Source organism: Pseudarthrobacter naphthalenicus, from assembly GCF_029076445.1.
Taxonomy (GTDB): domain Bacteria; phylum Actinomycetota; class Actinomycetes; order Actinomycetales; family Micrococcaceae; genus Arthrobacter; species Arthrobacter naphthalenicus.
Window position 1 is genome coordinate 1 of the sequence record NZ_JARESG010000016.1, and the last position, 25371, is coordinate 25371.

A 25371-nucleotide genomic window follows, 5' to 3' on the forward strand; every position below is an offset into this window, starting at 1 on the left:
ACGTTCCAGGGGCAATCATGGGAGCACCCTATGGGCAGCCACTGACAGCGAAGCTGACGTGTCCACCACAAAGAAGAACCAACCAATCACTGACAATCGAGGACGCTGTTCCATGACTACAGATAAATAGCGCCAACTCGGCAGGGTGCCACCGGCTCCTGAAAGAAGGCGGCGCGGTACTGGTGACCGACGCGGCCGAACTGACCGAACTGCTCGCCAGCTAGCCCGGGGGTGGCCGGCCTTTCGGGGCCGGTCACCGCGGGCGGTCCGCCGTCCTGGGCGGCTTGCGCTCTTGGTCGGCAGCGGCGGACCGCCATCCGCCAGAACCAGGTGCGGTGCAGCTGCCGCCGGCGGCAGACCAGGGTGCCACGAAAGGGCCGTACTTCGGTGGCGGCTAAGAGGAACGAATGTTCCCAGAGCTCACACCCATTAGGGCGTCCGCTGGCGCGGCCGGCTGTTAGGCGCTGCCGGTCCGTCGCAGAGCTCCTGCCCGTCATCACCTGTTGGTCCACAAGCGTTTTTTGTTGCTGTCCTGCGGATTCTAGGCGCCCGCTCCAGCCTGTCTAACCCCTCCTTCGTCGGGGCCTGCGGTGCAGGAATTTCCCTGCGGCGCTCCTGCGTCGCTGATTTCCTTAGGGAATTTCCCACACCTTGCCCAAGGGTAGACAGGCTTCCGTCGGCCGCCGAGCAAGCAAGCTTGCCAGTAACCAAAAAACAACGGGGGGAGAAGGGGAGCTGGCCGGTCACCTACACCGCCCCACCCACCCACCCCACTTCTCGGACAAGAAGGAACAACACCATGACCGCAACACCCACGCTTGAAATGCTCGACCCGGCAACCCTGACTGTTGATGTGAACGTCCGTAAGGACGCGGCCCTGACCGCCGACTTCATCGCCAGCATCAAGGAACATGGAGTGATGGAACCGGTGATCGCGCACCGCAAGGACGATGGCACCGTGCATGTCCTGATGGGCCAGCGCCGCACCCGCGCCGCCGTCGAAGCCAGACGCGAGGCCATCCCGGTGATGATCATCCAGTCCCCGGAAGAAGCGGAACGGATCGTGACGCAGGTGGTGGAGAACATCCAGCGCGCCGAACTGACCGAAGCCGACGAGGCCGACGCCTACCACCAGCTATCCCTGATCGGCGTCTCGGCGGCCGCGATCGCGAAGAAAACAGGGAGGACGAAGACCACCGTGGAAAGCGCCCTCAAAGCGAAGTCATCGGATGCCGGAGCCGCCGCCCTGGGCAAAGGATGGAGCATCGAGGAAGCGTTGATCATGGCCGAGTTTGAAGGGAACCGGGATGCGACGGCGGAATTAGAGTCGGTCATCATGGATGAACCGGGTCAGCTCCTTCACGTCGCCCAGTTGCTGCGTGACCGCCGCGAAAGCGCCGCCGCACTCGCGGCCCTGACCGAGGAGCTGGAAGCCCACGGCAAGATCATTGTGGAGGACGCCGGGCACTATGCCGATGAGGAGAACCTGTACGTCTCAGCGGCCAACAGGGCAGACGGTGAACCGGCCACTGATGAGGACGCCAACGCCTACGTGATCAGTACCGACTATCGGGGCCAGCACAACGCGAAGCCTGCCATCACAGGTTGGAAGGAACTGGGCTTCACGCCGAGGTACGAACGTTACGATGGCGGCCGCCAAGCGCAGAAAGGCCCGATGACCGAGGAGCAGAAGGCCGAGCGGAAAACGCTGATTGAGAACAATAAATCGATGGTTTCGGCGACGACGGTAAGGCGCCACTTTGTGAAGAGTTTGCTGGCGCGTAAGCAGGCTCCGAAGGGCTGGCAGTACTTCACCGTGCATGCCATCACGCACCATCCGGAGACGGCCAGCGGCTATGACGGCAAGGTTGCCGCTGAGTTGGTTGGGGCGAAGGTTGAGGAGTCCAACGCGTGGGCGTGGAATCCGCTCCGCGAGCACGTGGCCAAGACGACGGCACGGCCGGAGTTTTCCCTGATCGCGTTGGTGTGTGCCGGGTATGAAAAGACGATCGCCAAGGACTCGTGGCGCTCCCCGAGCCAGACGCACCGGGACTACTTGAAGCAACTGGTTCTTTGGGGCTATACCGCGAGTGAGACTGAGCAGATCATCCTCGACAGCGGCAAGCCGAACGAGGCCGACGCCGCCTAAACTGCTACCGCCTTGCCGGGCATCATCTGTCGCAACCGCCCGGCAAGGCCACCAGCCATCACCACACCGGGGTACGGAACCTTCGAGACGTCGGGCGGTCCGCCGCCCGGAGCGAACCACAGCAGCTACTCACCGGCGGCGGACCGCCGATCGACGCGACTATCCCACGCCGGCACTTGGTGCCGCGCTGTCATAAACAGCGGGCTTTCCCGCGCAGCTGGGTTCAGGGAAACATGCTCAGCTACGCTGAGTTCGCAAGATCTCCTTTGTCCGAGGAGCGAAGACAGGCCGACCCTCCAGCCGGCCTGTCTTTGTTTAACCACACTCCGGGCACAACCAGGGAGAACGCACATGCCCCGTCCTGGCAAAGATTTAGAACATCACCAGCGAGACAGTTAAGGCTCCGCACCCAACGGTGCGGAGCCTTAACTGTGTGTGCTCACAGCCAGACCCCGCCACGTCCCGGAGGCGGGACGGCGGCGGCGAGGCCTGGTCCGGGGGAGTCTTTCCCGTCCCCGACCCCGCACTCAACAGAGGCTGTGCACAGCCACCGCTCGCCTGAGGGCGACGTGGGCACATGAGGGGAGGTGGTGGTTGTGTGCAGGTGGTCCGGTGGGTCCCGTCGTCCAGATGTGTGCGGGAAAAGCAGCGGAGCGGTTGGGCTTTTGCCGTGCACATGTGGGCGAGGGGCAGGTCTACTCGGCCCCGGTAACCCCGTCGTCCGTGGACGGGGAACTATCGTCCGAGGTCCGGGTGGTGGCCGGCTTCCGGCGGCGAGCGGCGGCACCGGATTCGAGCCCGAGCTTCTTCAGTTCCTCGGTGCTCCACCCGTCTTTAGTGGCGCGCACGTAGGCGCGCTTGTCTTCACGCTCGGCGTCGGCGAGCTGCTCGCGCAGGTCGGTGATCCGCTGCCTGGTCTTGACCAGGTTCGTGACGGACTCGATACGCGAGTCCAGGAGGGCGCGGGCCTGATTGCGGGTCTGTTCAATATCAATGGTTGGCATGCACCCACCGTAACCACAGGCGGCCTCGTTTTTCGGGCAGCGACGCGCAGTGGCGTGCCGCTTCACGACCACCAAAGCACCAAACGGCACGAAAAGAGCAGGAGCCGACTTTGCCGGAGCAAGCTGGGAACTTAGCCGGGCTAAGTTCGTGTCGCTCCCGGGAACTTTGTTCCGGTCGCGGCAGACTGGTGTCTGGTCCCGGGGTTCCCGGGTCGCTGCGCTGGCAAGGTAGGGGAGGGGCGGAACAGATGAGTGAAGGCAACGGCTTCGCCGGGTGGAAGTCCCGCCGCCGCCGCGCGAACGTTGACGGTGGCAGGATGCACCGTCACGAGGTCAAGGTCAGCCCTGAAGAAGAGGCCCAGCTGCTCGCCTTGGCGGAGAAGCACCGCGTCACAATCCCGCGGCTTTTGATTGAAGCGGCGTTGAATGAGGACAGCGAAAGCCCGTCGGAGCGGCGTGATCAGTTCATGCAGCTTTCGAACCTGCAGCGCCTGATCGGGTCCGTGGCGAACAACATCAACCAGATCGCCCGGCACGCTAACTCGACAGGTGAAGTACCGCCTGATGCGGCGCCCGCTATTGCTCATGCCAGGAGCGTCATCATCCGGATTGACCGCCAGCTGGCAGACATGGCTGGCCGGTGATCCTGACGTGATTCCGAACATCACCCAGGGCGACCGCATGGCGGGCCTGATGATCTACCTTGCGGGCCCGGGCCGGGCGAATGAACACGAGGAACCGCACCTCGTTGCCGGTGACGCCGCGCTCATGGCGTGGCATGACGAGACCGAACTGAACCGCGATGCGGCCCTGGATATCGCCAACGCCCTCGACCGGGCGAAGCAGTTTTACAAAACCGAGGTCGACGGCGGCCACGTCTTCCACTGCTCACTGAGCCTGGCCGCGGAAGAAGGCCAGCTCACTGACGAGAAGTGGGGCGCCATCGCGAATGACTTCATGAAGGACATGGACTTCACCGAAGACGGCGGAAAGGCCCCGGCCCGGTGGGTTGCCGTCCGCCACGGACTGAGCAAGAACGGCAACGACCACATCCATATCGTGGCCAGCATGGTCCGTGACGACGGCACCAAATGGAACAGCTGGAAGAGCAAGTACAAGTCCCAACAGGTCGCCCGGGCACTGGAGAAAAAGTACGGACTCACCGCACTCGACGCGGTCCGGGCCGAACGCGGATACACCCCCGCGGAACAGGCCAAAGCCACCCGCCAGGGACTGCCCGAAGTCGAACGCCACAGCCTCGCCCGCAAGGTCCGCACCTGCGCTGCGGCGTCAACTGACGAAGCAGAATTCGTCCGCCGCGCACGCCAGGAAGGCCTGCTCGTCCGCCCTCGCTACGCTGCTGGCCGGACCGATGTCGTAACCGGATACTCCGTTGCCGAACGGCCACGCAAGGGGGAGCGGGCCGTTTGGTTCGGCGGCAACTCCCTGGGACGCGATCTTGCCCTGCCCAAGCTCCGCAGCGAATGGGAGAGCACCCCCGAATCAGCCACCGCGGCCGTCGCGGAATGGAACGCCGCAGCCCGCAACCGCCGACCCGTTGCTCCGGGCAGGGAGACGCTGCAGCCCTCCGCGGAACTCTGGGGCAAGTACGCCAACGACATCAACGCTCTCCGCGAGAAACTTGCCACCACCCCGCACAATGACCACGTTGCCTGGGCGCAGGCCGCCCGTGAAACAGCAGCCGCTTTCGGTGCATGGTCCAGGCGCATCGAACCTACCCCCGGTCCACTGGCAGATGCCGCACGCGAGCTGTCCAAATCCGCCCAGCTCCGCCGCTACCCGAAGCGCTCCGCGGCCGCGCTGCCGTCGGCACGTGGAGCGACAATGATCCTGCTGGCTGCCACCTCCAAGAGCGAACGGGCAGCGTACGCCCTGATGTTCCGGCAACTCGCCCAGACCGCCCGGGCCATCCACGACATGCACAAAGCCACCGACGACCTGCGACGCGTCCGCGGGCTCGCCGCAGCTGTGACCGCTGCCAGCAAAGTTGTTGAAGCCAGCGCCACAACCCAGACCATCAAGGCACAGCCGATCACGATGGACGCACTGCGGGAACAGCACCCCGGTGCCAGCGAAGAAGCCCTCCGGGCGCGGCTCATCGCCGAACGCTCGCGCGGCGGCTCACCCATCCCGACAACACTCACCAGGGCAGAAAAGACACTGCAGCAGGCCGGGCATACCGGCCCGCAGGAGCCACACAGGGACCACCATCCGAATCCAGGCATCGAGCGATAGGGGAAGAGCATGAGCGAAGCAGACGGAATGGACGAAGCAGTAGACGGTGCGATGCGTACCGGGCTAATGGTCGCCGCACGCATTGGCGAACAACTGGCCCGCATGCGGGAAGAAGAGCAGCGCACCATCGCCACCGCCGAGGAACAACGCGCGCGCCTGTTGCAGGAACGCTTCGACGCCCAACGCGCAGCAGCGCGCGCCCAGCTCGCACCCACTGCCAGGGATGACTGGTGGGACAAAGCCACCCCCCACATGATCGAACAAGCCCACCAGACAGCTACCGCATGGAAGGCATACGACCCCGAAGCCGCCCAGGCATCCGACCACATCCGCAACCAGGTGCAGGCACGTTACGGCATCGACGTGAACAACACAGGCGCGGATGAAGCGTCCGTTTCCGCCGCCCTCACCCGGGCACAGCAAGCACGTACCGAAACCGACAACGAACGGACCAAAGCCGCAGCAGCTGCACGCACCGATGAAGCGGTAGTTGGAGCCGCGGTGGCTGGCGCCAACAGGCAGGACAAGGCAGCACAAAAGACACAGGAAGAACCGGGTTACGACTCCCCGCAACGGCGCCAGCAACTTGAAGAGAGCCTTGAAGGCAAAGGCGACCGCGAAGCCGTCAACTCCCGCCTCCTGGCCGACAAACACCAGGGCACGCCGCCGACGGCAGCCGTGGCTCAAAAGCCGTCTCTCGCCAAAACCTCGAAGATGACCAAACAGAGCGGCACGGACAAGACACTGGAACGGGGCGGGCTCGAACGCTAGGACTTCAGTTCCCAGCGCTCCTCGTCCATTGAATTGGTCCCGAGATGCCTACTCGAAATACTGATTTCGGGGTGGTGGTCTTCATCCAACAACACGGCGGGCAGTGCGACCTCACGCGCGATCGTTTCCGGCTTCCGCGTGCGGAGACGAAGCCGCGGCTCCTGGAGAGTCTCCGGCGCTGTGAAGACGCTGGCCCGCGATAAGTGCGGCCCAGTGGAGGGGGAGTTGGGGAGTCAGGTCGTACGGCTGTTCGAGGACGTCATCGATCGACGTTTGGCCTGCCAGCAGGGGCGCGGCCCCTGCCGTGGTCTCCATGCGTCCTCTCGACATGCCTTGACGGTAGCGGGTGCCGGACGTGTTGGGTCCAGCTGACACGCAGGCCGGCTGCTCAGCGACATAGCCCGCCGAGGCGGTGGCTGAGCGACATGGCCCGCCGTGAGGCGGTGGCTGTTGTTACGAGGGCGGGGGAGGGGGACACGTTTCATCGGTTGCCATGGAGTAGATGATTTTGGTCTTGTCGGTGAGTTCATCAATATCTTCCATGGTGATGTTGATGGCCGTGGAGCGGTTCTTCAGGATGAGTACGGCTTCCCTGCCTGGCCACAGCAGATGATCAGTGAAGGTCGAAAACGAGCGCCCGCTGGCGGTGCCGTATCTCAGAATCTCCTGCGGGTCAGTGGTGCGCTGGCCGAGGACAAGTTCCACGTCCACGTCGCCGAGGGGATCCACCGCTGTATCGAGGTAGCTGCCGAAGATCCTCAAGCGCTGCACGAAGCAAGGTTTGGTGGGATCGGCATTGTAGGCCTTGGCCCGCTCGATTATTTCCGCGACCAGCCGGTCCGCTGTTTTGCGGGTGATCGGTTTCCCGAAGCTGGCCATGGCGAGGGCATTGCCGAGCGTTGTTGATCTCCACCACCATTGGCTGCCGTGGGAGTACTCGGCACGCTCGATGTACCCCGCGTCTTCAAGGCCCAGAAGGGTCGAATGCGGGCCGGCAGCGCCAAGAGACGAGAGCAGGGACAAGGCCCATTCCTCATCGAAGTCTGCGAACCTGATCCGGCGCAGGAACTCTCTGGCTGCCGGGGCCGGCAAGCCAGCGATGACGTCAGTCTTCACGAGCCTCATGCGGATACCGACGCCTTGGCAGCGCGGTCGGGATGGCGAGCGGCACCTGACCAAGATTGCACCTTGTCCATCCAGCAGATGCTATCGCGGTAGCTAATAAATACGACGGGCGGAAGACAACGGATAGGGCGGCCGGGACCATGCAGTAACGCGGCGACGGAACGGCCGTGGCGCGCGGCGCGTGACATTCTTGGGGTATGGCGCGAACCTGGTTATCGGTGACGGTGGAACTGCTCGGCGGTCGTGGTCAGGAGCTGTGGCCCTGGCCCGGGCGTATCTTCGCGGTCGGACCGTCACATACCTTCATGGATCTCGCCAATGCCATCAACGATGCCTTCGCCCGGTGGGACCGCTCGCACCTGTCACTGTTTACCCTGGCCGACGGCCGGGTCATCACTGATGAAGAGACGGGAGCCGAGATGGCCGGATCCTTCCGCGGGCCGATCATCGCACCAATCGACATCGATGTAGCAAAGGTCGTCCGGACGCTGGAAGCGGGGGCTGAGTTTCAGTTCACGTACGACCTCGGTGACTCCTGGATGCACCGGTGCGTGGTCGGGGAAGTGAAGGTCGACCCGCTGGAGGTATTGGGTGTGCGCCCTGATGTCCCACTGCCGTACTGGGGATGGGGCAGCGTCCCGGACCAGTACGGGCGCCGATGGGCTACCGACGACGGGGAGAGCCGGGCGCCAAGGAAACCGGGCACGCCGCACCCGATGCTCCTGCACGCCTGGCCGGCGCAGGTGCAGGTACCGGGGCTGGACCTGTCCGAGCTGCGTGGAGCCATTGCGTCGGCAGATGCGGCCCGTTTCCTCGCAGCAGTCACGGGACCGGACATCGATGACGCTCTGCAGCAGGTTGGCGCCGGCATACCGATGGCGCTGGAACAGGGACGGCAGGAGACCGGGCCGGTGGCACTGTCAGTCATCAACCGGCTGACGTGGCGCGGCGGGCCTGGTGACCAGGTGCTGGCCGAGGACCTGCTGGCCGGTCTGCGCCGCGAGCCGCTGACAGGCCGGCTGGTGCCGGTAGACCTGGAGATGCTCAGCATGGTGCTGGAAGGGGATCCCGGCCTGTCAACCGGCGGCTTCCTCGACCTGCGCACCGGGCAGGTGTACGACGAGGCCGCCACTGACCCGATGATGGTCGGGGAAGACGCTGCCATCGACGTGGAGGAGGAACCGGGCCGCTGGCTTCGGTTCAACCGCGCTGGTTCTCGGGACGGCTGGCGGGACATGGAGGCCTTCGCCGAGCGGCAGCACGATGAGGCTCTCCGGGAGCGGCTGGAGCGGGCGATCGGAGGCAAAGGCGCCTTCAGCCGGTTCCGCGACCTCGTCGACAGCGAGAACCTGACCGAACAGTGGTACGCCTTCTCCACCGACCGCCAGATGGGCCGTGCCCGCGAGTTCCTCGCTGACAATGGCATCCGGGTGGGTTGACGAACCGTGCCCGGTCAGCGGCCGACGCAAGGACGTACAGCCCGCCGCATGCCCACGCCGCGCCCATCGTGAGCTCCAGTACGGTTCCAAGGTCGTCCCGGTGCAGCTTGCCGGTTCGCTCTCTCGATTTTCTCCGCCGATTCAGCGTCACAGCCGATGCCTCCGCTGGACGCCTTCACAGGGAATCCTCAGGATCAGGTATGCATAATGAACCGAAGCTCCGGTCAACCGCTATTTGACTGGAGCTTCGCCAATTGTGTTGTCCGGGCCGCGTCGGCTTTGGCTTGGCCACGGCGGTGGGGGAGGGGATCGCGGCCGTATCGTCTCCGACGGCCCGGCGAAGGACATCCACGTCGCCTGGCGGGCGAGATATCGGCGTGAACACACTGACGCCGTCCGCGGAGCGCGGGGCACTGACGTTCTCCCGTCCTTAGACATAGGAACAACGGAGTAATGGTGTACGTTGCTGTCTCGTCAGAAGAACACCGCAGCAAACGTCAGAAACGAGAAACACCTAAAGTGGCAGCCGACTACGATGAAGTCCGTTCCGACGTCAAAGAATCCCAGGACCGTTCCCTGGAGGCGCTGCAGTCCGCGAACGCCCCGGATGCCCGCAGCGTCGTCACTGAACTGGACGAAGCCGACGCGCTCGATGAGGGCCTCACCCCAGGGGGAGAAATCGTCGCCGAGGAACTCGTCGTTCAGATCATTCCGCAGGCAGCGGACGAGTTCACCTGCTACTCCTGTTTCCTTGTCCGGCACCGGTCCCAGCTCGCACGCGAAAGCAACGGCCACTCGTACTGCATCGAGTGTGAAGGATAGGCATCCATCCCTCACGACGCCGTAGCCGGCGGGTCAACGTGGCTTTCTACCCTGCGGTCTGGAGATTGCTGTTGCGGGTCAGTCTGCCTGGGTAGCCCTTTGGCGCCGCGGTCTCAGGGGTCAGGATGCTCAGCTTGTAGTCGGACTGGAACGGATCGACGCAGGCGGGTAGGTGGTGGGACTTCGAGCAGGCCCGGAGTTCTTCCAGCGCGTCGGGCTCGATCCGGGCCCGGGTCATATCAAGCTCCAGGGTCATGCCAGCGGTGAGCGAGTTGGCGCGCTTCATCACGTCATACAGGCCGTGGACGCTTTTGGAGGTCACATGACCCTGCGCTGCAACCTGGGCAGTTGCGCAGTCGAGGTCCACCCGGACCAGCACCCGAAGCTTCTCTGTCGTCACGAATTCTCTCCGCTCTGTGTTGGGTGCCACGACGCTGTGGCGACCCCGAATAACCATAGACCAAATGTGATCCACGGAACACCGGCGCAGGAACCTGTTCCATCAAGGAGCGGGGCCAGCCGCTGCCGCCGCTGTTAATCAGCGCCTGCGCGGGCCTGGTTGAGTCTTGGGATTTTCCCATGCGTGAATAGCATCCGCAGGCTTCCGTCCGCCGTTGAACCACGAAACCAGGGATTCTGTCAGGACAACCGAGGACTCACTGGAGCCAAGCCACCTTGGGTACGCTCCGAGCCCGGCCCTGGACGACTTTATTGCAAAATACGCGCTTTATTAGAAATCAATAAAGTGAAGAAAATCTTCTACAATGCGTGGCATCGATCCAGTGAACGATCCCTACACTCCGGACGCCGGTGCGAGGCCGGAGATTGTCAAAGGACCAGGTGTCCCCGGAGTACTGAGAATGCTTCCAGTTTCTGTTGTAGCTTTCCCGGCGGGAATTCGGATTCCTCGTTGAGACCGTGGTCCAGGGCTGTCCGCTGCTTTAGCAACACCCTCTTTAGGGGCCTCCATCGGCACGGCGTTGTGGCGGCTGCCTGGTTACGCCATCAGGAAAGTGACCAGGGAGACAACGGGCTCCTGAGACCATAAGTAGGAAGCCAGCGACGCCGATGACCGCAAGCTGGTTGATGATTCCGGCGATGACCAAAGCGAAGCCGGCTAGACTTGCCAGAATGCCGTAGACAGTGCGGGCGGATGTCCAACGCCGGGACATCCCCTCCTGCAGCTGGTGATCCAGGCCTGGGTCGGTTTCGGCCAGTTCCTGTTCGAGGTTTTGAATTCTCCTGCGTTCTTCATCAGATAGGGCCATGACGGCGCTTCCCTTGCTCCCCGGGGTCAATAGCTAGCCGAAGGACTGAAACATCCCCTAGCGAACTCACTTTGGAACGTATGGGGCGTATTGCTCCAATGTCCCGTCGAGTACGGCCACGTCAAAACTTGTTGTGTCGCCCTGAGCTTTGACTGTCAGGTCGGTCCGCGCGCCTGGCCTTGCTTCTGTGCTGCTGAGGACAGTCGGCACATCCTGAAATTCCACCTTTCCCCCGGCTGGAATGTTCAAGGGCAGCTCGTCGTCGCGGTCCCCTATAACAAGATCCATGTTCTCGGCAGTCTTGTTGAAGATCGTCCCCAATATGCGACCCGGCTCGTTTTCGGCTGAAGTGACAATGAATATGCTGCGCAGTTCAAGGCCGGCAAAGTCCTTGTTTGACCCCACCGCGATCGCGTAGTGGTCCTCGTCAGGTGGGGGCGTGCAGCCCGTTAGAAGCAGCGTCACAATACCTGGCGCCAGCAGTGCGGCGAGAGCACGTCTTGCCTTGTTCATGTGGTGTCCTTCCGGTTCAGTCATCGATCTGACTGCCGTACAGGGGTTTAGTTAATCTGGACTACGGCGAAAAGCCCCGTGGAGGGCTGACAGCCTGCGTGTTTTCGCATCAGCCGTAACATCAGGCCGGCAACTGCTGGCGGCCGCTGCCGATCAAGGGCTCGTGATGATTCGACCGCGAAGCCACCGGCTGCGCTGGGACCATCTTGCTGTGGGTTGTGTCCCGGATATCTCGCGGGTTCCGGGGTGGCAGGTTCTGCATTCTGCCCGCATTCGGTTCCGATACCGGTTCCGCAATGCCGCTCACTATTCAGGCTACGTGCCTGATCTGTCCCGGCAACCGCGTGTTATGCACCCGTGATTGGGCTGGGCCATTCTTGACGCGCCCGTAACCCTGATTCAGGCCTCTCCTGCTCTGAAACCGGCAATGTAGGCGCGTAACAGGAATTCGGCGACGAACACAACCCAGAACAACCACCCTGCGACCGTGAAGGCGGTGACCATGGCCGGCTCTTTCGCCACCAGCTGGCCGAGCACTACGAAGAGGAAGATCACCCCGAGGATCCCCATCGGTTTATCCAGCCGCCGGGCCAGTACCTCAGCGCGGCGAAGCTGGCCGCTTCCTAACTGCGCGCCCGGGCCGCCAGACCGGTGTTCGTGGCCTGTCATGGGAGTTCGGGCCCGGGAGCATCCTGAACACCATCAAGAGCGGACCCGTTGCCGAGTTTGCTCCTGTGAATGACACTGATGGTCCCGTTGGTTTCAAGGACCACCGCTGCAACGTCCGACAGGTCACCGGAACCGGTGGCACGGACCGCCTGCAGCACCTCGGATTCACTCAGGCGGTTCCTGCGCAGCTGGGCATGCTGGAGTTCCCCGGACACCACCAGAGCCACCGGTCGTGAGGTCACAGCTGACCTTGCCCCGGGCACATGCGCTGATACCCACGCCACGAGAAACTGAAGGCCCGCCAGCAGCGCGAGTGCCGTCAACCCTTCGAGGAAGGCGACGTCCGAGTTAAGCAGGATAGTGGCCAGCGTGGATCCGAAGGCAACTGTCACGATGAAGTCGAACGCGTTCAGCTGCGCCAGGGTCCTTTTGCCCGTCACCCGCAGGAGCACCACTAAGGCGGCATACGAGACCGAGCCGATGAGCAGGACCCGGAGAATATCCGGCCACGAATCGAACCACATACGCTTGATGCTCCTTCGACAGAGAATTCGGCAATATCAAGGATAGGGACACCGTCACTGACAGTACGCTTAGTATTTCCCCTTCCGTTTAGCTGCACCAAGGGTAGTGGGGGAGAGGGCCGCATCCACCGGTGGTGCCGTGGCAGGAAGCAGGAGCTCATGTTTGAAGCACTATTACTACAAAGGGATTGCTGGTGATGGACGGCCGTGCTGTGCACGTGCTGGACTCGCTCCGGACGCAGTTATGGCCACTTCCTGTGTTGGCGGTGGCACTGGCGGTCGTGATGGGGGTGGCGCTGCCTGCTTTGGATTCAGCTGTTGATGGTGAGCTCCCGGAGAACGTTGGAGTTTTTCTTTTCAGTGGAGGTCCGGAAGCTGCCCGGTCGATCCTGCAGGCGATCTCGGGATCCCTCATCACGGTCACGTCCCTGACCTTTTCGCTGACGGTGGTCACGCTGCAGCTGGCCAGCAGTCAATTTTCGCCGCGGCTTTTGCGGACATTTACCTCTGACCGGTTTGTCCATGGAACACTGGCCCTCTTTCTGGCTGCCTTTGCCTTCGCGCTGACGGTCCTGCGGAGCGTCCGGGACGAGGGCAGCGGGAACACCGCCTTCGTACCGGAAATCTCGGTCACCGTCGCGTTTGCCCTCGCCATCGCCAGTGTGGTCGGCCTGGTGCTGTTCCTGGCGCACCTGGCGCGGGAGATTCGGGTGGAAACGATGATGCGCCGGGTCAATCTGGAAACGCAGGAAAGCATCGACCGGGTCTTTGCCGAGGACCGGCCTGCGCATGGACCCGCTCCGGTTCCCGCATCACAGGGAGTTCCCATCACTTCCTTTTCCTCAGGATTTTTGACCTCCGTTGATAAAGATGCGCTCCTTCGCGCTGTCACGACATGCGGGGCAGTGGTGCGGTTGGACGTTCCACCGGGGAGTTCCCTGGTGGTGGGAGTTCCCTTCGCCACCGCCTGGGCAGTGGAAAAGGGGGCCATCCTGGGAGCGGAAGCCCGGGAGAAGCTGACCCATGAGGTGAATGCGGCCCTGGCAACAGGATTTGAACGTACCAACGTCCAGGACGTGGGGTTCGGGTTCCGGCAACTGGTGGATGTTGCCGTGCGTGCCCTTTCGCCGGGCATTAACGACCCCACTACTGCAGTCCATGTCATTGGTCATCTCTCGGACCTCCTGTGCCGGCTGGCGGACAGGAACCCCGGGCCGGAGCACCTCACCGACGAGGACGGGCGCATCAGGGTGGTGCTGTCCCTCCCCACGCTGCGGGACTTGCTCGACCTGGCCATGGATCAGCCCAGGAAATACGGAGCCGGGGACCCTGCCGTTGCGGACCGCCTCCTGGGACTCCTCCACGAACTCGCCTGGTGCGACCGCAACGGCCGATACCGTCAGGAAATTCTGGACCATCTGGAGCAGATGCGCATCGCTATCCTTGCTGCGGATTATTCCGACCCGGAGCTGCGAAGCCTGTTGAAAAAAGCCGATGCGCAAGGACTCACGCAGGCATGAACGGCCACGAGGATCTTTAGGACAAAACCGAACCGCCGAGCAGCGCCGTGAGTAACGCCACGACCATTGCGTCGGTGAAGGCGAAAGCCGGCGGCCAGGGCCACGGACGGTCAACGGGATACATCCGGTGCTCCGGAACCGGTGGTTGCCGGAATACCGGGGTGGCCCCCCAGCGCGATGCTGTCCTGTCGCGGTGCCCTTCTAGAGGCCGGCTGCATACGGGCCGCCATAGCCCGTCTGGATTTTTCGGGCCGATCCATCCCGGTTCTTGTGGGCGGCAACCAGGCAGCCGCCGCCGGGACCGCCGGTTCCTTGAGCCACCTGGCCTCTAAGTTGACGCCTAAAAGTGATGCATGCGTGACCATCCGGGGAGCGCCCGTCGCTAGGCTTTTTATATGGCACGCACCGGGATTCGGAGATGGCCGCGCTGACGTGGTCCTTACCAGGAATGCTTCGCAGCCCCGTTTGGCTGCGAAGCCTCTTCGTGTGGCTTCTTCTGACCCTTCTCCTCACGGGAGCCGCTTCCTATACTTCCGGCAGCCGGTACGCGATCGTCCCCGGGTACGGCCCGATCCAGACAGCAGACGATCCGGGTCCCCGCGAAGTGCCGCCGCAAGCGGAAACCGCAGCCAGTCCCGCTGACACCCCACCATCGACCTCCCACTCAACCGGCGCCGTACACAGCGTCGCGCCATCACTGGGGACGGAAGAAATCGAAAAGGACTGCTGCCAACGGCGTCATGCGCCCCGCGGCGAACCGGCCCCCATGAGGACTGGCGCTCTGGACCCGCCACCGGTGACCTACCAACAGCCCGGGGATGCGTTGCTCAACGGCGCAGCGCCTGTGGTGCCTGACCTGCCCGCGCTTACCGTGGTCGAACTTTCCATCAGCAGGACGTAGAACGCTCCGCCGTTCACCCTCATCAAACCCTGCTGATTACCCCCTGGAAAGAGACTGCAATGACACACGTACAGTCCATGCTGGACGCACACCCGAAAGACCCCGGAAGCGTCGACAGGACCAAGCTCGCCGAGTGTATCCAGGCGTGCTTTGACTGCGCACAAACCTGCACCGCCTGCGCCGATGCCTGTCTCAGTGAAGACATGGTCGCCGAGCTCACACAATGCATCCGCACCAACCTTGACTGCGTAGACATCTGCGCGGCCACGGGAAAGATCCTCTCCCGCCATACCGGCCACGACGCTGGCCTTACCCGGGCTGTGCTCGAAATGTGCCGCATCGCCTGCCGGGCCTGTGCCGAGGAGTGTGCGCAGCACGCCTCGATGCACCGCCATTGTGAAGTGTGCGCCGAAGCCTGCCGGCAGTGTGAACACGCCTGCAGTGAACTCCTTGCTTCGCTGGGCTGAGCAAGGAGAGCGGCACAATGACCCGACCTCAGAACACCCAGGCAGCCCGCCGTTCCTGGGAACAGGAACGGCCAGGGAATCCGGTACCGGGCAGATCATCGGAGGATCCGGATCTGCGCCGCATGCTGAACTCGCACGTTCACTGCGGTGAGCAAATGCAACTGATCATCGTTCATTCCGCCCCGGCGGGCGACCAAACCAGAGCACAGAATGACCGCAGCCTGCACACCTACCGGTGCGCGTGTGGATTCAGCTTCGATCAACGGCGCAACTAACCCGCCGGAGTTACCTGGGGCAGCGTTGCTGCCGGACACCGGAAACACATGCGTCGGGCACCGCAAAACATCACCTGACCATCCATGTGCCCGGCGTTGATTTCCCACACCCGACCTGATCCAAGAAGTTAGCGAGGAATCCATGGCACTGTCAGAGGAAGAACGCAAACGCCTTGAAATGCTCGAACAGGAGCTGGCTTCCACTGACCCGGATCTGGACCGGACACTGCAGAGCGGTGCGCCCGGGAAACACACCAGGGAGGCCGCCATGGTCCATGGACTCCTCACGCTGGTAGCCGCATTCACCCTTGTCATCGTGGGCATCGCAACAGAACTCATTATTATCGGCGCCGTCGGCTTCCTGCTGATGATGGCCGGCGCCCACTGGTTCATCAAAGGCCTCGGACTCTATACAGGCCCAGAAGAGACACGTCATGAAACGTGAAAGGCAAGGTCGCACCATGCAAACACATCCGCTAACTCCCCGAAGTCTCATCCCAGCACCGCCTGCACGGCAACCGGCGATCGGGGCGCGCACATCCCCCAACGGCCCCACCGGGGATCCGCCGCACCCCACCAGGGCCGGTTTTGTGTGGACGGCCACTGTCGCTGGCCTTGTACTCCTGGGAGTCCTGATTCTCTTCATTCTCCAAAACCAGGAACAGGTGTCCGTACAGTATTTCGGGCTCGCGGGCTCGGTTCCCCTCGGCATCGCCCTTTGTATCGCCGCGGTCATCGGCGGACTCCTCGTAGCAGTCGCCGGCGCGATCCGTATCGCGCAACTGCGAACCGCCGCCACCCGCCTACATCGCGTCCCGACCAGGCCGCCAAAAAACACCCACGGTCAATGGTTCAGACAAGGGCACCCCGCCAGGTGATGGAAGCAGCGAAGCAGCGGGACCTGACGCCACCTCTGGCCCCGCGCCTACCCAACCATAATTTCTACCCGCCGGCACTCAGGACCTTGACCCGGCAGGGAGGATGGCCATCATGGCCGGACATTTCGAACTGTTCACCGATGATCAGTTCCAGATACGTTTCCAGCTCCTCGCCCCCGACGGCAGGGTCTTAGCTGTTTCAGGTCCATTCGGCGACAAGCACGCTGCCGCAGCTGCAATCGCCGAAGTCCGCGAGTGCGCCGGTACTGGCCTGATCAAAAACCACTGCGAGACCGCGACCCTGGCCATACCGAAACCGGATTTGGCGGTGGAACTGGAGGACCTCATGCTGAACAACGGAAAACTCGAGGATTTCGTGGAAAACCTCACCGCCGTCGCCGCAAACACGGTGACCTGCGTCAGCCCCGACTCCGCCTGCTCCATAACAATCAGCCGCCCGAAAAAGCAGCCAATCACGGCTTGGAGCGGACCTTTGGCCCGCTCGCTGGACCAATTGGAGGACAACTTTAAACAAGGCCCAAACCTGACGGCCATGACCGAACAATGCACGGTCCACACCTCCGACCTGACCGGCGATGACCGCTGGCCCGGCCTTGCTGGATCCGCCACCGAACATGGAATCAGATCCTGTGTGAGCATCCCCCTGGAAGTGGAAGACCCAAGCCGGGCAGTCATGAGCCTGACAGCCGTCACATCAGATGCTTTCTCGCGTCACGACATTCAAGCCGCGCGGGCATTCGCCGAGCACGCGTCAAAGATGCTCCGCTCTGCCTTACGGATCACCGATCTTACGGAAACCGTGCGGAACTTGTACGCAGCACTGGAACATCGAGCGGTCATTGAATCAGCACTGGGAGTGGTGATGGGCCAGAACAACTGCGACCACGACACCGCTTTCAATATTCTCCGCCGTGCTGCCGGTTCCAGACAGATGAAACTCCGGGACCTGGCCGCGGCCGTCGTCGCATCCGTCTCCGGCGACAGCGACATCGTCGTTCACTTTGACCCATGACACTCTCCTTGATGACGGAAAAAGCGCAGGCCGCAGCACGAGCACAGACCCCGGGAAAGGTGGCGGCAGTTCTTCCCGGGCTGGCCCGCCCAGGCCGCATGGACATCCCCGCACCGGGACCTGCAGTGTCCCACAGAATTGCTGTCGGGTGGCGGAAAAGCCCGCAACCCTGGCCGGCAGTGGATGTAAGAACACCCGTACCGCAGTGTCCATACTTTTCATCCGCGCTGTTCCGGAGCGCCTGAGGAAGCACAGAAACGGCGGTCTGCACTGAACTGCACCGGCCCGTCTGTTGATCCTTGTACCCTAACGCGCACCCTTGAAACGGGATGGCATAAACAATCGCAAAAACCGAGAGCCCTCCGAGGAGGCATGTCATGCCACAGACGATGATCCGCACGTTCGTGGTCGTCTCCGTTCTTAGCCTCTGTGCATGCTCGCCAGACGGCGGACCACCACAGCCCACAGCATCCGAGATACCCTCGGCCAGCCCTGCCCCAACAATGCAGACGCCGCGGCCCGACCCCACAACAACTGCTCCCGGCCCTTCACCGTCGCCGCCTTCCCTTCCGCCGGGGCCCGGGCACGGCGACGCCGAACTCGCCATCATGGTCAAACCGTCCGATTCCCAACCGGCCATCAATTACACCCTGACGTGCAGGAACGGGGCTCCAACCGATGAAAGCCAGCACCCCTCTGCCGCCAAAGCCTGCGAGGCACTAAAAAACAATCCTGAAGTGCTCATCCCACAACCCCGGGGCAAAGACGTGGTGTGCACCCAGCAATACGGCGGACCCCAAACAGCCACCGTGACCGGCATGGTCGATGGCGTGCCAGTGGACATCTCATTCGCCCTCCGTGACGGCTGCGAGATCAGCCAATGGAACGCGGCCGAAAGCATTCTCGGCCCGACCACAGACCTCTAGCCGCACAGGCCAAAGTGCGGCGCCAAAGTGTCGCCCCCGGCGCGCATCCCGAAATGAACGCTACAGCTGATCTATCCTGCCAACCGACGGCTGCCTTGGAACAGTAGCTGAAGATCCGCAACGATGCTAACGAATTATATTCCCTTATAACACTACTTGTTATAAGTCGTTAGAAGCCGCTATCATCGGGTGAATGGATCCTGCACTGAACCCCTTCAACCCTGGCTCTGGTGTCCGCCCGCCTGAGCTGGTCGGCCGTGACGGCGAGATTGATGCCTTCGATTTATTGGTCGCCCGATCCAAGTCCAACACGGTGGGGGACCGGGGCATGGTTCTTTCCGGCCTTCGCGGGGTCGGCAAGACCGTCCTGCTCAACGTGTTTGCCGAGCATGCCCGTCGCAACGACTGGCTGGTCATCCAGGTTGAGGCCCAACCAGGCGAGGCCGGTAAGAAGGCCACCCGGGCGAAGCTCGCGCGTGAACTGGAACTGGGGGCCAGAAGGCTCCGGGGAAAGCCCGCGTGGAGCTTCCTGCAGGACGCCATGGCCGGCATCGGCAACATCTCGGCCAGTCTGGGAGTGACAGGTGTTTCGGCATCCATCACCACCAAACACCAGGGGCGGGCCGACTCAGGCAACCTGGACATTGACCTCGAAGAACTGGTCGAGGACCTCTCGCTGGCGATGCGGAAAGCCAGAGCAGGGTTTGGTTTGTTCATTGACGAAATGCAGGACCTGGATGAGGAGCTGCTGACTGTGCTGCTGTCCGTGCAGCACCTCGCGGGGCAGCGCGGCTGGCCTTTCTACATCATCGGAGCCGGCTTGCCCAACCTCCCCGGCAAGATTTCTGAAGCCAGAACGTACGGGGAAAGGCTGTTTCTCTACCGGACCATTGGCCAGGTCAACGAAGAGGCCGCCTCGGAAGCCCTCGCTTTGCCCATCAGCAGGCTCGGCGCCTCGCTGGCACCCGACGCGCTGTCGCTGCTGCTGTCGGCCGCGAACGGTTACCCCTTCTTCCTCCAGGTCTATGGGCGCTCAGTGTGGGAAGCGGCGTCGGAAAAGGTCATCAGCGCAGAGGATGCCCAGGTAGCAGTACGCCTGGGTACCAGCGACCTGGACCACGGCTTCTTCGAAGCCAGGTGGCAGCGGGCCACCAACGCAGAACGCCTGTACCTCCGTGCCATGGCGCAGGACGGTGACAGTCCGTCCTCCACCGGAGAAATCGCAGGCCGGCTGGGTAAGTCAACCACCAAGCTTGCGGTCATCCGTTCCCGTCTCATCGCTAAAGGCGTCGTGTACGCGCCCGAATACGGCTCCATTCAATTCACGGTCCCTGGCATGGCGGGCTTCATCGCCCGCCAAGGAGAAGACTGACGACGAATGTGGTGATCCGATAAGGAACGCTTGGGCCCGATCCGCGCAAACCTGATCGCGAAAGCGCCTCGTCGACGCTCCCGATCATGGAGTCATCGCCTTCACCATCCCGGCAATGGCGTCCGTCATCAGACACCAATCGCACTGGGCGCCGGGCCGACATGAGATGACGGGACACCACGACGTTCCCATCCCAAAATTGCTCCGCCAACCCACGGCATGGACCCGCCAGCGCGGGAAATGCTAGTGTTAACTGAGCGGCGTTCTATGTCCTATCATACTGTCTACTGGCATCCCTGCGGATTCAAAGTGAGCGTATTCATCCTGCGGTAGGGCCGCTTGGTCAGTGGAAATAGCAGCCGAAGAGCCAATCTCCCTACCGAACTTTGAGCACGCGATCGGGTTGTTTGGAGGGAAGGCGCAACGACCGGCCACTTCGGGCAATTATTTTTCCCGAGTCTTGCAGGCGCCATGTTGACTCCTTGGCCTGTCCACCCTGTAGCCAATCAAACCGTTCCACGGGGCGTTTAAGCTGACGTTCCAGCCAGTTGGCTGCGAAGTGGCCGTAGGTATCCGGCGCTTCCTCCAAGCCGATAATTGTGAGGCCATCTCCGTCGTAGACATGGTTGTCCAAGACGTGGCTATCTCCCCATTCACCTTCCAAAGTGCGGCCGCTGGGTCCGTCGTGCCAGTACGCAACCTGAAGTGTGCACGCGTCCGGCGTCTCGATACCAGGGACGTCCAGAATCACGACTAGCGGTTTGATGCGTGCGAACACTTTAAAGGAATCAAGCTTGGGGTTCGTCGGGGGCCAGCCGGCGATGCCGCGAGCGAGCTCCTTCAGGAACTTCTCCTCTTCGGGCGTGCGGGCTCGATCTCCTTGGAACTGGCCATGCACCGTCATGGTGTGACCCTAGCGCAGGCTGACAGTCGTGGCGGAGGAAAGTGCGTGTAGTCGTGGCCCGAGCTGCGGCGGGAAGGTCATGGTTTGGTTCGGAGGTTGACGTAGCGGGACCAGGCGTCGCCTGCTGCGTCGGCGTGGAGGAACGCGATTTGATGGCTGTAGCCGAGGGCGTCGGCGACCAGTGGCGGCGGTGAGACTAACAGGTGTTCGTCCAGGGCAGTGTTTCGTGCGCCGCGCAGGTCGATGCCCAGGCTGCGGAGCCTATCCATGATGCCGTTTGGGTGAAGTGGTTGTCCGGCCCGGGTCCCCGGGAAGAGCCAAGGGCTTTGTGCGTCTGATCCTGTTCTGAGATTCGGACGGCCTTTAAGGTGCTCTCGAAGCAAGTCGGCGAAGGGTTCGGGAATGGGCACTGGGTGCGGGCCGAAGGTGATCCACATGTTGCCGGTGCTTTCATTGGTTTCGATAGCGTCGGTCCGGAGTTTGGCGACCCGAACGAGCGGCTGGGCGTAGAGAAGCAGCAGGATGCCGGCGACTCGGTAGGTCAGGGACTCGCTGGTGCCTGTAAGCAGTTCCCGGAGCCAGGCCACGCGCTGGTCCTGGGTGATCGCGGGGCGGGTCTTGGCTGTGTAGTGGCCCATGTCCACTCGGTGGTTTGTGCCGGTGTTCTTGATGAAGACGATGAAGGTGCGGACGGCTTTTCTGGTCGTGGGACCGGTTGCGAGCCAGGTTTCGATGTCTTGTTGGGTGCAGCTCGCCGCTGTCCGCTGGTGGGTTTCCCAGAGCCAGTCCAGAAACTTGATGGTCTCCGTGATCTCCTGTTTGGCGGAGTGCACCGGGGCCTGGGCACTCTTCTCCGGTGTTGTCATGGATCGGATGCGCCGGAGGTGATGCCAGGTGGCGAACTGCGCGACGGGTTTGGCGACCTCCTCGGACAAGTCGCGGAGCTTGTCGTCAACCCAGGTCTCGAACCGGGCCAAATACGGGTCCTGGTAGGGGAGGAGTCCGTGATGAATGAACAAGGCGCGCAGGTGATTGGCTTCGCGGTTCGCTGACTCAGCCGCGGCATCGAGTCCTTCGTGCGTCAGCGGAGTCTCCCCGCTCGATAGAGAGCGGAGGAGGTCTTGGACTTTGGGGGAGCGCTTCCACGTGATGATGCTTTCAGGCCGGTCTGCTTTGCAGAGGACATCGACAATTCTGCTGGCTGTTTCGGGGCCGGAAGATTCTGTCAGCAGTTGCTCATTGAGGTCCTCCCGGAGGGCGCAGCGGGCGCAGATACCGCGCCGGTAGAACTCACCTTCAACATTGCAGCGGGTGCAGTGAAAGTCATGGAGGATGCCGGCGCAGGGCGCGCAGCGGGGCCCTCCGCTGCTGTCCTGTGGTCCGGGTAGAAGTCTGTGCTGGCCGCAATCCGGACAGGTCCCGGTGGTGCGGGTGGCGGCGGTGAAGCAGGGCCCGCAGATTCGGCCTTCGGGCCAGGTGGCGCGTGTTCGGCCGGCGGCCCGGCCGCAACGTGCGCACGTCGCGGTCCCGGTGGTGCGGGGCCGGCCGCGGCTGGTGCTGCGGGGGCTGAGGCCTTCGGGTTTGTCAGTGGTCATCGTCGATGATGCGTGCCCGTCGTGGTCTGACGGTGCGGTTCAGGTCAACGACGTTGGGGGCGCTGGTTCCTGTCTTGCGGGCGCGGACGTCGGCGGCTGTGACGGTGATGAGGTCCTCGGGTCCGCAGGAGAAGATGTCGCAGATCGCCGCGATGACCTGCAGCGCAACGCGTTCGGGTTTCTGGTTGACGAGCCGGTAGACCTGTGGCCGGGACAAGGTGATGCCGCGCTCGGCCAGCAGGGGGATGAGGTCCGTGGTGTTGTGCAGTCCCCGCGCTGCCATGAGCTCAGAGAGCCGCCATTTGTATTCGACTTCGCGTCTCACCATTGACCCCTCATCTGCACGCCCAGGACTTCATCCATGGTGCGGTCCAGCGCCGCCCGGAGGGTCGCGTTGCGGAAGTCGTCGCTGACGAACTGGTAGATCCCGGTGGTTGAGGCGTGTTCGTGGCCCATCTGATGTTGCACGAATCTAGGATCCCATCCGTCCTCCAGCAGGTGCGTTGCATAGGAGCGCCGGAGCGAATGCAGGTCCAGGCCATCCAGCGGCAGGCCCAGCTCGTTGAGGTAGCGCCGGAGCCGGCGCAGCAGGGTGGATTCACAGATCAGGCCGCCGCGTTCGCTGGGGAACAGGTCCAGGGTGTCGAGCGTGCCGCGTCCGTTGGCGAGCCAGTCCTCGATAACGCCGGCGGTCCAGTCGAAGACCGTCAGGACGCTGCGGGGTTTGTGCGGGGAGCCCTTGCGTGATTTGCCGAACCGGACCTTGCAGACGCCTGCCTTGCCGAACCTTCGTGCCTGGGGGTTGGCCGCAAAGTCGATGGTTTGCAGGTGCCGGAGCTCGTTGAATCTGAGCCCGTACGAGTAGGCGACTTTCAGCATGACGGCGTCCCGGTAGGCTGCCTGCCAGCCTTTCTTGCCTGAGGCGGCGATGAGTTCGACCTTGTCGTCGGCGTGATCGAACAGCATCTGCAGTTCCGTCTTTGTGAACGGCCGCTTGGAGGCGCGTCCTTCGTACTCCTGCGTGTGGGAGGCGGTGTTCCAGTCAAAGAAGACCTGAGACGGGTGTGTGCCGAAGCGCTGTTCGCAGACCTGGTCCCAGCCGTAGTCGGGGTTCGACACGTATGACGTGAACCGGCGGAGCGTCGACTGGTAACCGCGGACGGTGGAGTGCTTCAGCTGGTGGATCGAGCGGAGGTCACCGAAATACTCCTCGACATGCTCCGGTGCCCAGTTCCAGGGGAACTCGTTCACATGGTTGACGAACCTGCGGACACTTGCGATTCCCTTGTCGATCGTGTCGAACTGGAGGTTCCTGGAGAGCTGCTGGTTGCGCCACCCGGTCAGCATGTCCTCAAGCGTCTGTTCCTCGGGATGCAGCAGCTGAACAGCGCTCAGCTGCAGCACACGCCCGGACGCGTCGACCGCCATTTTCGCCCCACAGTTCCATCGAAGTTTATGCTCAAATCCTGAATCAATGATTCATCAAATGCATCATCAGCACAAAACCGCAGGTCAAACGCTTGTATTGGCCTCTTCGAGATTCGGCGTTGCAGCCCTCAGGAGCGCTTGGGCCGCGGCACATCAAAGCCGTCAGGCCGCAAATTCCGCGGAATCTCAAGGAAGTTAGAGAACTCCTTGCTGGTCCCGGGGGATCGCACAATTGATTCATCTGATGCAATACGCAGAGTACTGATGGCGAAATGCGTTATCCGTTCTGTCAGGATGCTCAGGTGTGCTGTTGCTTGAGGCTGACGTAGTCAGCCATTCTCGTGGCCGATCTCGCGGCGTGTTGGGCGATGATGGCGGGGCTGTAGCCGAGTAGATCCATCAGTGTTCGGGCGTCCACTTCCTGGGTGAGATCGCGCAGCGCGGCGTTTCGTGCTCTTTGGCTGTCGATGCCGAGGACTTTGATTCGTCCGGAGAGGGTCGCAGGGTGGATGTGCTGGCCTGCTCGGGTTCCGGGGAACAGCCATTTCGTGTTGGTGTTCGTGGTGTTCCGGTTTTCGCTTCCTTGGCGTTGGTGCCAAAACATCTCGGTGATGGCTTCGGGTATTGCGGCGGGGATGGTGCCCAGCTTGAGGAACATGCCCTCGGGACTGCTGTCGATGTCGTCATGGGTGAGCATGGCGATCTTGTTTATGGGGTGGGCCCAGAGCAGCAGGATGAGGCCTGCAAGGCGCGTTGACGTGGTGACGTGGTTGTAATCGAGGCAGTTGCGAACCAGTTCGATACGTTCGTTTTGGGTGATCATCGGCACGGAGTGTGCGGGTCGGAACGGCGCGTCGAGCTGCCCGTAGGGTCTGCGGTTTTGCTGGTTGAGCCAGCGTACGAAGTTGCGGACGTGTTTGCGGGTGCTGGGCCCGCTACTGAGATATTCGTCGACGTGGGCCTGCCTGAGTTCGTCAGCTCCGATGGCATGGGTGCCGCGGAGCCAGATGAGAAGTTTGGCGGCTTCGGTAATCTCCTGTTTGGCCGCGTGGGTGACCGTTTCAAGGTTCACGGTTGGGTCCGTGGCTCTGTCGCGGACGCGTTTGAGGTGATGCCATGCTGCGAAGCGTTCGATGATCTTGGCTGTTCCATCGTCGGGGAGGCCGCTGATTTTGGTGGCAAGCCATTGCTCGAAGCGTACGAGCCTTTCGTTACCGCGTCCGGGCATGATGCGGTGGTGCATGAGCAGGTAGCGCAGGTGTTCGGCTGCTGTGGACTGGGGGAGCGCGTCGAAGGCTTCGTGGGTGAGTGGGAGTGTTCGGTCGCCGATGGCGTTCAGGAGTTCCCTGGCCTGGGTGCCGGGGCGCATGTAGGTGTAGATGCTTTCGGGCCTGCCGGCCTCCGCCAGGAGATCGATGAGGCGGTGCAGGCTGAGATTGTCACCAGGTTTGAGCACTGCGGTGAGGTCGTCCTTGAGAGCGCAGCGGATGCATAGGCCGCCCCGGAACCTTTCGATTTCCCGGTTGCATCGG

General features: G+C 62.6%; 27 protein-coding genes and 1 pseudogene. 15 read left to right on the forward strand and 13 right to left on the reverse strand.

The genetic code is table 11. The features are described from left to right. Positions 1 to 122: 122 nt before the first annotated feature. Positions 123 to 224: pseudogene (locus tag PY310_RS15260) on the forward strand (DNA-processing protein DprA); the annotation flags it as partial. A 575-nt stretch (positions 225 to 799) separates the two neighbouring features. Continuing rightward, a complete protein-coding gene (locus PY310_RS15265) occupies positions 800 to 2149 on the forward strand; it encodes a ParB/RepB/Spo0J family partition protein (protein WP_275215323.1) in 1350 nt (449 codons plus the stop codon). Positions 2150 to 2844: 695 nt separating this feature from the next. Here the strand turns inward: PY310_RS15265 and PY310_RS15270 are convergent. Further along, positions 2845 to 3153, reverse strand: coding sequence for a hypothetical protein (locus PY310_RS15270; protein ID WP_275215324.1), 309 nt, complete (start codon positions 3151 to 3153; stop codon positions 2845 to 2847). 248 nt (positions 3154 to 3401) lie between these two features. Here PY310_RS15270 and mobC point away from each other — a divergent pair, with 248 nt between their 5' ends. The 3 genes from mobC to PY310_RS15285 are packed head-to-tail and all read left to right on the forward strand — an operon-like array spanning position 3402 to position 6180. Beyond that, positions 3402 to 3797: a plasmid mobilization relaxosome protein MobC gene (gene mobC, locus PY310_RS15275; protein ID WP_066435253.1), complete on the forward strand. Its 396-nt coding sequence runs from the start codon at positions 3402 to 3404 to the stop codon at positions 3795 to 3797. Then, complete coding sequence (locus PY310_RS15280) at positions 3763 to 5409, forward strand: relaxase/mobilization nuclease domain-containing protein (RefSeq protein ID WP_275215325.1); 1647 nt, start codon at positions 3763 to 3765, stop codon at positions 5407 to 5409. The genes mobC and PY310_RS15280 overlap by 35 nt, the downstream gene beginning before the upstream one ends. Positions 5410 to 5418: 9 nt before the next feature. Continuing rightward, positions 5419 to 6180 (forward strand): hypothetical protein, encoded by a 762-nt coding sequence (locus PY310_RS15285; protein ID WP_275215326.1) that lies wholly within the window; start codon positions 5419 to 5421, stop codon positions 6178 to 6180. Positions 6181 to 6291: 111 nt separating this feature from the next. Here the strand turns inward: PY310_RS15285 and PY310_RS15290 are convergent, their stop codons facing one another. Together PY310_RS15290 and PY310_RS15295 are read right to left on the reverse strand one after the other, a co-directional pair. Continuing rightward, entirely contained in the window at positions 6292 to 6510 is a 219-nt protein-coding gene (locus PY310_RS15290; RefSeq protein ID WP_275215327.1) for a hypothetical protein, read from the reverse strand. Between the two features lie 123 nt (positions 6511 to 6633). Continuing rightward, entirely contained in the window at positions 6634 to 7305 is a 672-nt protein-coding gene (locus tag PY310_RS15295) for a hypothetical protein (RefSeq protein WP_275215328.1), read from the reverse strand. A 197-nt stretch (positions 7306 to 7502) separates the two neighbouring features. Between PY310_RS15295 and PY310_RS15300 the strand changes: the two genes are divergently transcribed. Next, positions 7503 to 8744, forward strand: coding sequence for a UPF0158 family protein (locus PY310_RS15300; RefSeq protein ID WP_275215329.1), 1242 nt, complete (start codon positions 7503 to 7505; stop codon positions 8742 to 8744). 519 nt (positions 8745 to 9263) lie between these two features. Then, complete coding sequence (locus PY310_RS15305; RefSeq protein WP_275215330.1) at positions 9264 to 9566, forward strand: DUF4193 domain-containing protein; 303 nt, start codon at positions 9264 to 9266, stop codon at positions 9564 to 9566. Between the two features lie 46 nt (positions 9567 to 9612). On the opposite strand, the gene PY310_RS15310 is transcribed toward PY310_RS15305, so the two are convergent. The 5 genes from PY310_RS15310 to PY310_RS15330 all read right to left on the reverse strand — a co-directional run bounded on the left by PY310_RS15310 (position 9613) and on the right by PY310_RS15330 (position 12540). Next, positions 9613 to 9966 carry a hypothetical protein gene (locus tag PY310_RS15310; protein WP_275215331.1) on the reverse strand — a complete coding sequence of 118 codons (354 nt, stop codon included), beginning with the start codon at positions 9964 to 9966 and terminating at the stop codon, positions 9613 to 9615. A gap of 556 nt (positions 9967 to 10522) precedes the next feature. Beyond that, positions 10523 to 10834 carry a DUF3040 domain-containing protein gene (locus PY310_RS15315; protein WP_275215332.1) on the reverse strand — a complete coding sequence of 104 codons (312 nt, stop codon included), beginning with the start codon at positions 10832 to 10834 and terminating at the stop codon, positions 10523 to 10525. A 66-nt stretch (positions 10835 to 10900) separates the two neighbouring features. Next, the gene (locus PY310_RS15320; protein ID WP_275215333.1) at positions 10901 to 11347 is read right to left on the reverse strand and encodes a hypothetical protein; all 447 of its coding nucleotides are present in this window, start codon (positions 11345 to 11347) and stop codon (positions 10901 to 10903) included. A gap of 399 nt (positions 11348 to 11746) precedes the next feature. Next, on the reverse strand, positions 11747 to 11917 hold the full coding sequence (locus tag PY310_RS15325; RefSeq protein WP_275215334.1) for a hypothetical protein: 171 nt from the start codon (positions 11915 to 11917) through the stop codon (positions 11747 to 11749). Between the two features lie 95 nt (positions 11918 to 12012). Beyond that, positions 12013 to 12540, reverse strand: coding sequence for a DUF421 domain-containing protein (locus PY310_RS15330; RefSeq protein ID WP_275215335.1), 528 nt, complete (start codon positions 12538 to 12540; stop codon positions 12013 to 12015). Between the two features lie 197 nt (positions 12541 to 12737). On the opposite strand from PY310_RS15330, the gene PY310_RS15335 reads away from it, so the two are divergent. The 8 genes from PY310_RS15335 (at position 12738) to PY310_RS15370 (ending at position 19912) form a co-directional block, all read left to right on the forward strand. Next, entirely contained in the window at positions 12738 to 14060 is a 1323-nt protein-coding gene (locus PY310_RS15335) for a DUF2254 domain-containing protein (RefSeq protein ID WP_275215336.1), read from the forward strand. Between the two features lie 766 nt (positions 14061 to 14826). Next, the gene (locus tag PY310_RS15340; RefSeq protein ID WP_275215337.1) at positions 14827 to 14961 is read left to right on the forward strand and encodes a hypothetical protein; all 135 of its coding nucleotides are present in this window, start codon (positions 14827 to 14829) and stop codon (positions 14959 to 14961) included. A 59-nt stretch (positions 14962 to 15020) separates the two neighbouring features. Beyond that, positions 15021 to 15428 carry a four-helix bundle copper-binding protein gene (locus PY310_RS15345; RefSeq protein ID WP_275215338.1) on the forward strand — a complete coding sequence of 136 codons (408 nt, stop codon included), beginning with the start codon at positions 15021 to 15023 and terminating at the stop codon, positions 15426 to 15428. A gap of 417 nt (positions 15429 to 15845) precedes the next feature. Then, positions 15846 to 16148 carry a DUF3040 domain-containing protein gene (locus PY310_RS15350; RefSeq protein WP_275215339.1) on the forward strand — a complete coding sequence of 101 codons (303 nt, stop codon included), beginning with the start codon at positions 15846 to 15848 and terminating at the stop codon, positions 16146 to 16148. Positions 16149 to 16164: 16 nt separating this feature from the next. After that, complete coding sequence (locus tag PY310_RS15355) at positions 16165 to 16581, forward strand: LapA family protein (protein WP_275215340.1); 417 nt, start codon at positions 16165 to 16167, stop codon at positions 16579 to 16581. 112 nt (positions 16582 to 16693) lie between these two features. Beyond that, entirely contained in the window at positions 16694 to 17614 is a 921-nt protein-coding gene (locus PY310_RS15360; RefSeq protein WP_275215341.1) for a GAF and ANTAR domain-containing protein, read from the forward strand. 608 nt (positions 17615 to 18222) lie between these two features. Further along, positions 18223 to 18540: an SSI family serine proteinase inhibitor gene (locus tag PY310_RS21565; protein ID WP_342755754.1), complete on the forward strand. Its 318-nt coding sequence runs from the start codon at positions 18223 to 18225 to the stop codon at positions 18538 to 18540. 193 nt (positions 18541 to 18733) lie between these two features. Continuing rightward, positions 18734 to 19912, forward strand: coding sequence for an ATP-binding protein (locus PY310_RS15370; protein WP_275215343.1), 1179 nt, complete (start codon positions 18734 to 18736; stop codon positions 19910 to 19912). A gap of 376 nt (positions 19913 to 20288) precedes the next feature. On the opposite strand, the gene PY310_RS15375 is transcribed toward PY310_RS15370, so the two are convergent. From PY310_RS15375 to PY310_RS15395, 5 genes are all read right to left on the reverse strand, one after another. Further along, positions 20289 to 20816, reverse strand: a complete 528-nt coding sequence (locus PY310_RS15375; protein ID WP_275215344.1) for a hypothetical protein — start codon at positions 20814 to 20816, stop codon at positions 20289 to 20291. A 77-nt stretch (positions 20817 to 20893) separates the two neighbouring features. Further along, positions 20894 to 22411 carry a recombinase XerD gene (locus tag PY310_RS15380; protein WP_275215345.1) on the reverse strand — a complete coding sequence of 506 codons (1518 nt, stop codon included), beginning with the start codon at positions 22409 to 22411 and terminating at the stop codon, positions 20894 to 20896. Next, the gene (locus PY310_RS15385) at positions 22401 to 22739 is read right to left on the reverse strand and encodes a helix-turn-helix domain-containing protein (protein ID WP_217432637.1); all 339 of its coding nucleotides are present in this window, start codon (positions 22737 to 22739) and stop codon (positions 22401 to 22403) included. The genes PY310_RS15380 and PY310_RS15385 overlap by 11 nt, the downstream gene beginning before the upstream one ends. Continuing rightward, a complete protein-coding gene (locus PY310_RS15390) occupies positions 22733 to 23839 on the reverse strand; it encodes a tyrosine-type recombinase/integrase (RefSeq protein WP_275215346.1) in 1107 nt (368 codons plus the stop codon). The genes PY310_RS15385 and PY310_RS15390 overlap by 7 nt, the downstream gene beginning before the upstream one ends. Before the next feature lie 298 nt (positions 23840 to 24137). Then, positions 24138 to 25295 carry a hypothetical protein gene (locus PY310_RS15395; protein WP_275215347.1) on the reverse strand — a complete coding sequence of 386 codons (1158 nt, stop codon included), beginning with the start codon at positions 25293 to 25295 and terminating at the stop codon, positions 24138 to 24140. Between the last annotated feature and the right edge of the window lie 76 nt (positions 25296 to 25371).

Bases quoted from the DNA above. Each gene is read 5' to 3' on its own strand.
- PY310_RS15390 (WP_275215346.1), bottom strand. From the start codon at position 23,839: ATGGCGGTCGACGCGTCCGGGCGTGTGCTGCAGCTGAGCGCTGTTCAG.
- PY310_RS15350 (WP_275215339.1), top strand. From the start codon at position 15,846: ATGGCACTGTCAGAGGAAGAACGCAAACGCCTTGAAATGCTCGAACAG.
- PY310_RS15270 (WP_275215324.1), bottom strand. From the start codon at position 3,153: ATGCCAACCATTGATATTGAACAGACCCGCAATCAGGCCCGCGCCCTC.
- PY310_RS15265 (WP_275215323.1), top strand. From the start codon at position 800: ATGACCGCAACACCCACGCTTGAAATGCTCGACCCGGCAACCCTGACT.
- PY310_RS15290 (WP_275215327.1), bottom strand. From the start codon at position 6,510: ATGTCGAGAGGACGCATGGAGACCACGGCAGGGGCCGCGCCCCTGCTG.
- PY310_RS15360 (WP_275215341.1), top strand. From the start codon at position 16,694: ATGGCCGGACATTTCGAACTGTTCACCGATGATCAGTTCCAGATACGT.
- PY310_RS15325 (WP_275215334.1), bottom strand. From the start codon at position 11,917: ATGGGGATCCTCGGGGTGATCTTCCTCTTCGTAGTGCTCGGCCAGCTG.
- PY310_RS15375 (WP_275215344.1), bottom strand. From the start codon at position 20,816: ATGACGGTGCATGGCCAGTTCCAAGGAGATCGAGCCCGCACGCCCGAA.
- PY310_RS15300 (WP_275215329.1), top strand. From the start codon at position 7,503: ATGGCGCGAACCTGGTTATCGGTGACGGTGGAACTGCTCGGCGGTCGT.
- PY310_RS15385 (WP_217432637.1), bottom strand. From the start codon at position 22,739: ATGGTGAGACGCGAAGTCGAATACAAATGGCGGCTCTCTGAGCTCATG.
- PY310_RS21565 (WP_342755754.1), top strand. From the start codon at position 18,223: ATGGTCAAACCGTCCGATTCCCAACCGGCCATCAATTACACCCTGACG.
- PY310_RS15295 (WP_275215328.1), bottom strand. From the start codon at position 7,305: ATGAGGCTCGTGAAGACTGACGTCATCGCTGGCTTGCCGGCCCCGGCA.
- PY310_RS15355 (WP_275215340.1), top strand. From the start codon at position 16,165: ATGCAAACACATCCGCTAACTCCCCGAAGTCTCATCCCAGCACCGCCT.
- PY310_RS15285 (WP_275215326.1), top strand. From the start codon at position 5,419: ATGAGCGAAGCAGACGGAATGGACGAAGCAGTAGACGGTGCGATGCGT.
- PY310_RS15320 (WP_275215333.1), bottom strand. From the start codon at position 11,347: ATGAACAAGGCAAGACGTGCTCTCGCCGCACTGCTGGCGCCAGGTATT.
- PY310_RS15345 (WP_275215338.1), top strand. From the start codon at position 15,021: ATGACACACGTACAGTCCATGCTGGACGCACACCCGAAAGACCCCGGA.
- PY310_RS15370 (WP_275215343.1), top strand. From the start codon at position 18,734: ATGGATCCTGCACTGAACCCCTTCAACCCTGGCTCTGGTGTCCGCCCG.
- PY310_RS15330 (WP_275215335.1), bottom strand. From the start codon at position 12,540: ATGTGGTTCGATTCGTGGCCGGATATTCTCCGGGTCCTGCTCATCGGC.
- PY310_RS15315 (WP_275215332.1), bottom strand. From the start codon at position 10,834: ATGGCCCTATCTGATGAAGAACGCAGGAGAATTCAAAACCTCGAACAG.
- PY310_RS15380 (WP_275215345.1), bottom strand. From the start codon at position 22,411: ATGACCACTGACAAACCCGAAGGCCTCAGCCCCCGCAGCACCAGCCGC.
- PY310_RS15340 (WP_275215337.1), top strand. From the start codon at position 14,827: ATGAGGACTGGCGCTCTGGACCCGCCACCGGTGACCTACCAACAGCCC.
- PY310_RS15335 (WP_275215336.1), top strand. From the start codon at position 12,738: ATGGACGGCCGTGCTGTGCACGTGCTGGACTCGCTCCGGACGCAGTTA.
- mobC (WP_066435253.1), top strand. From the start codon at position 3,402: ATGAGTGAAGGCAACGGCTTCGCCGGGTGGAAGTCCCGCCGCCGCCGC.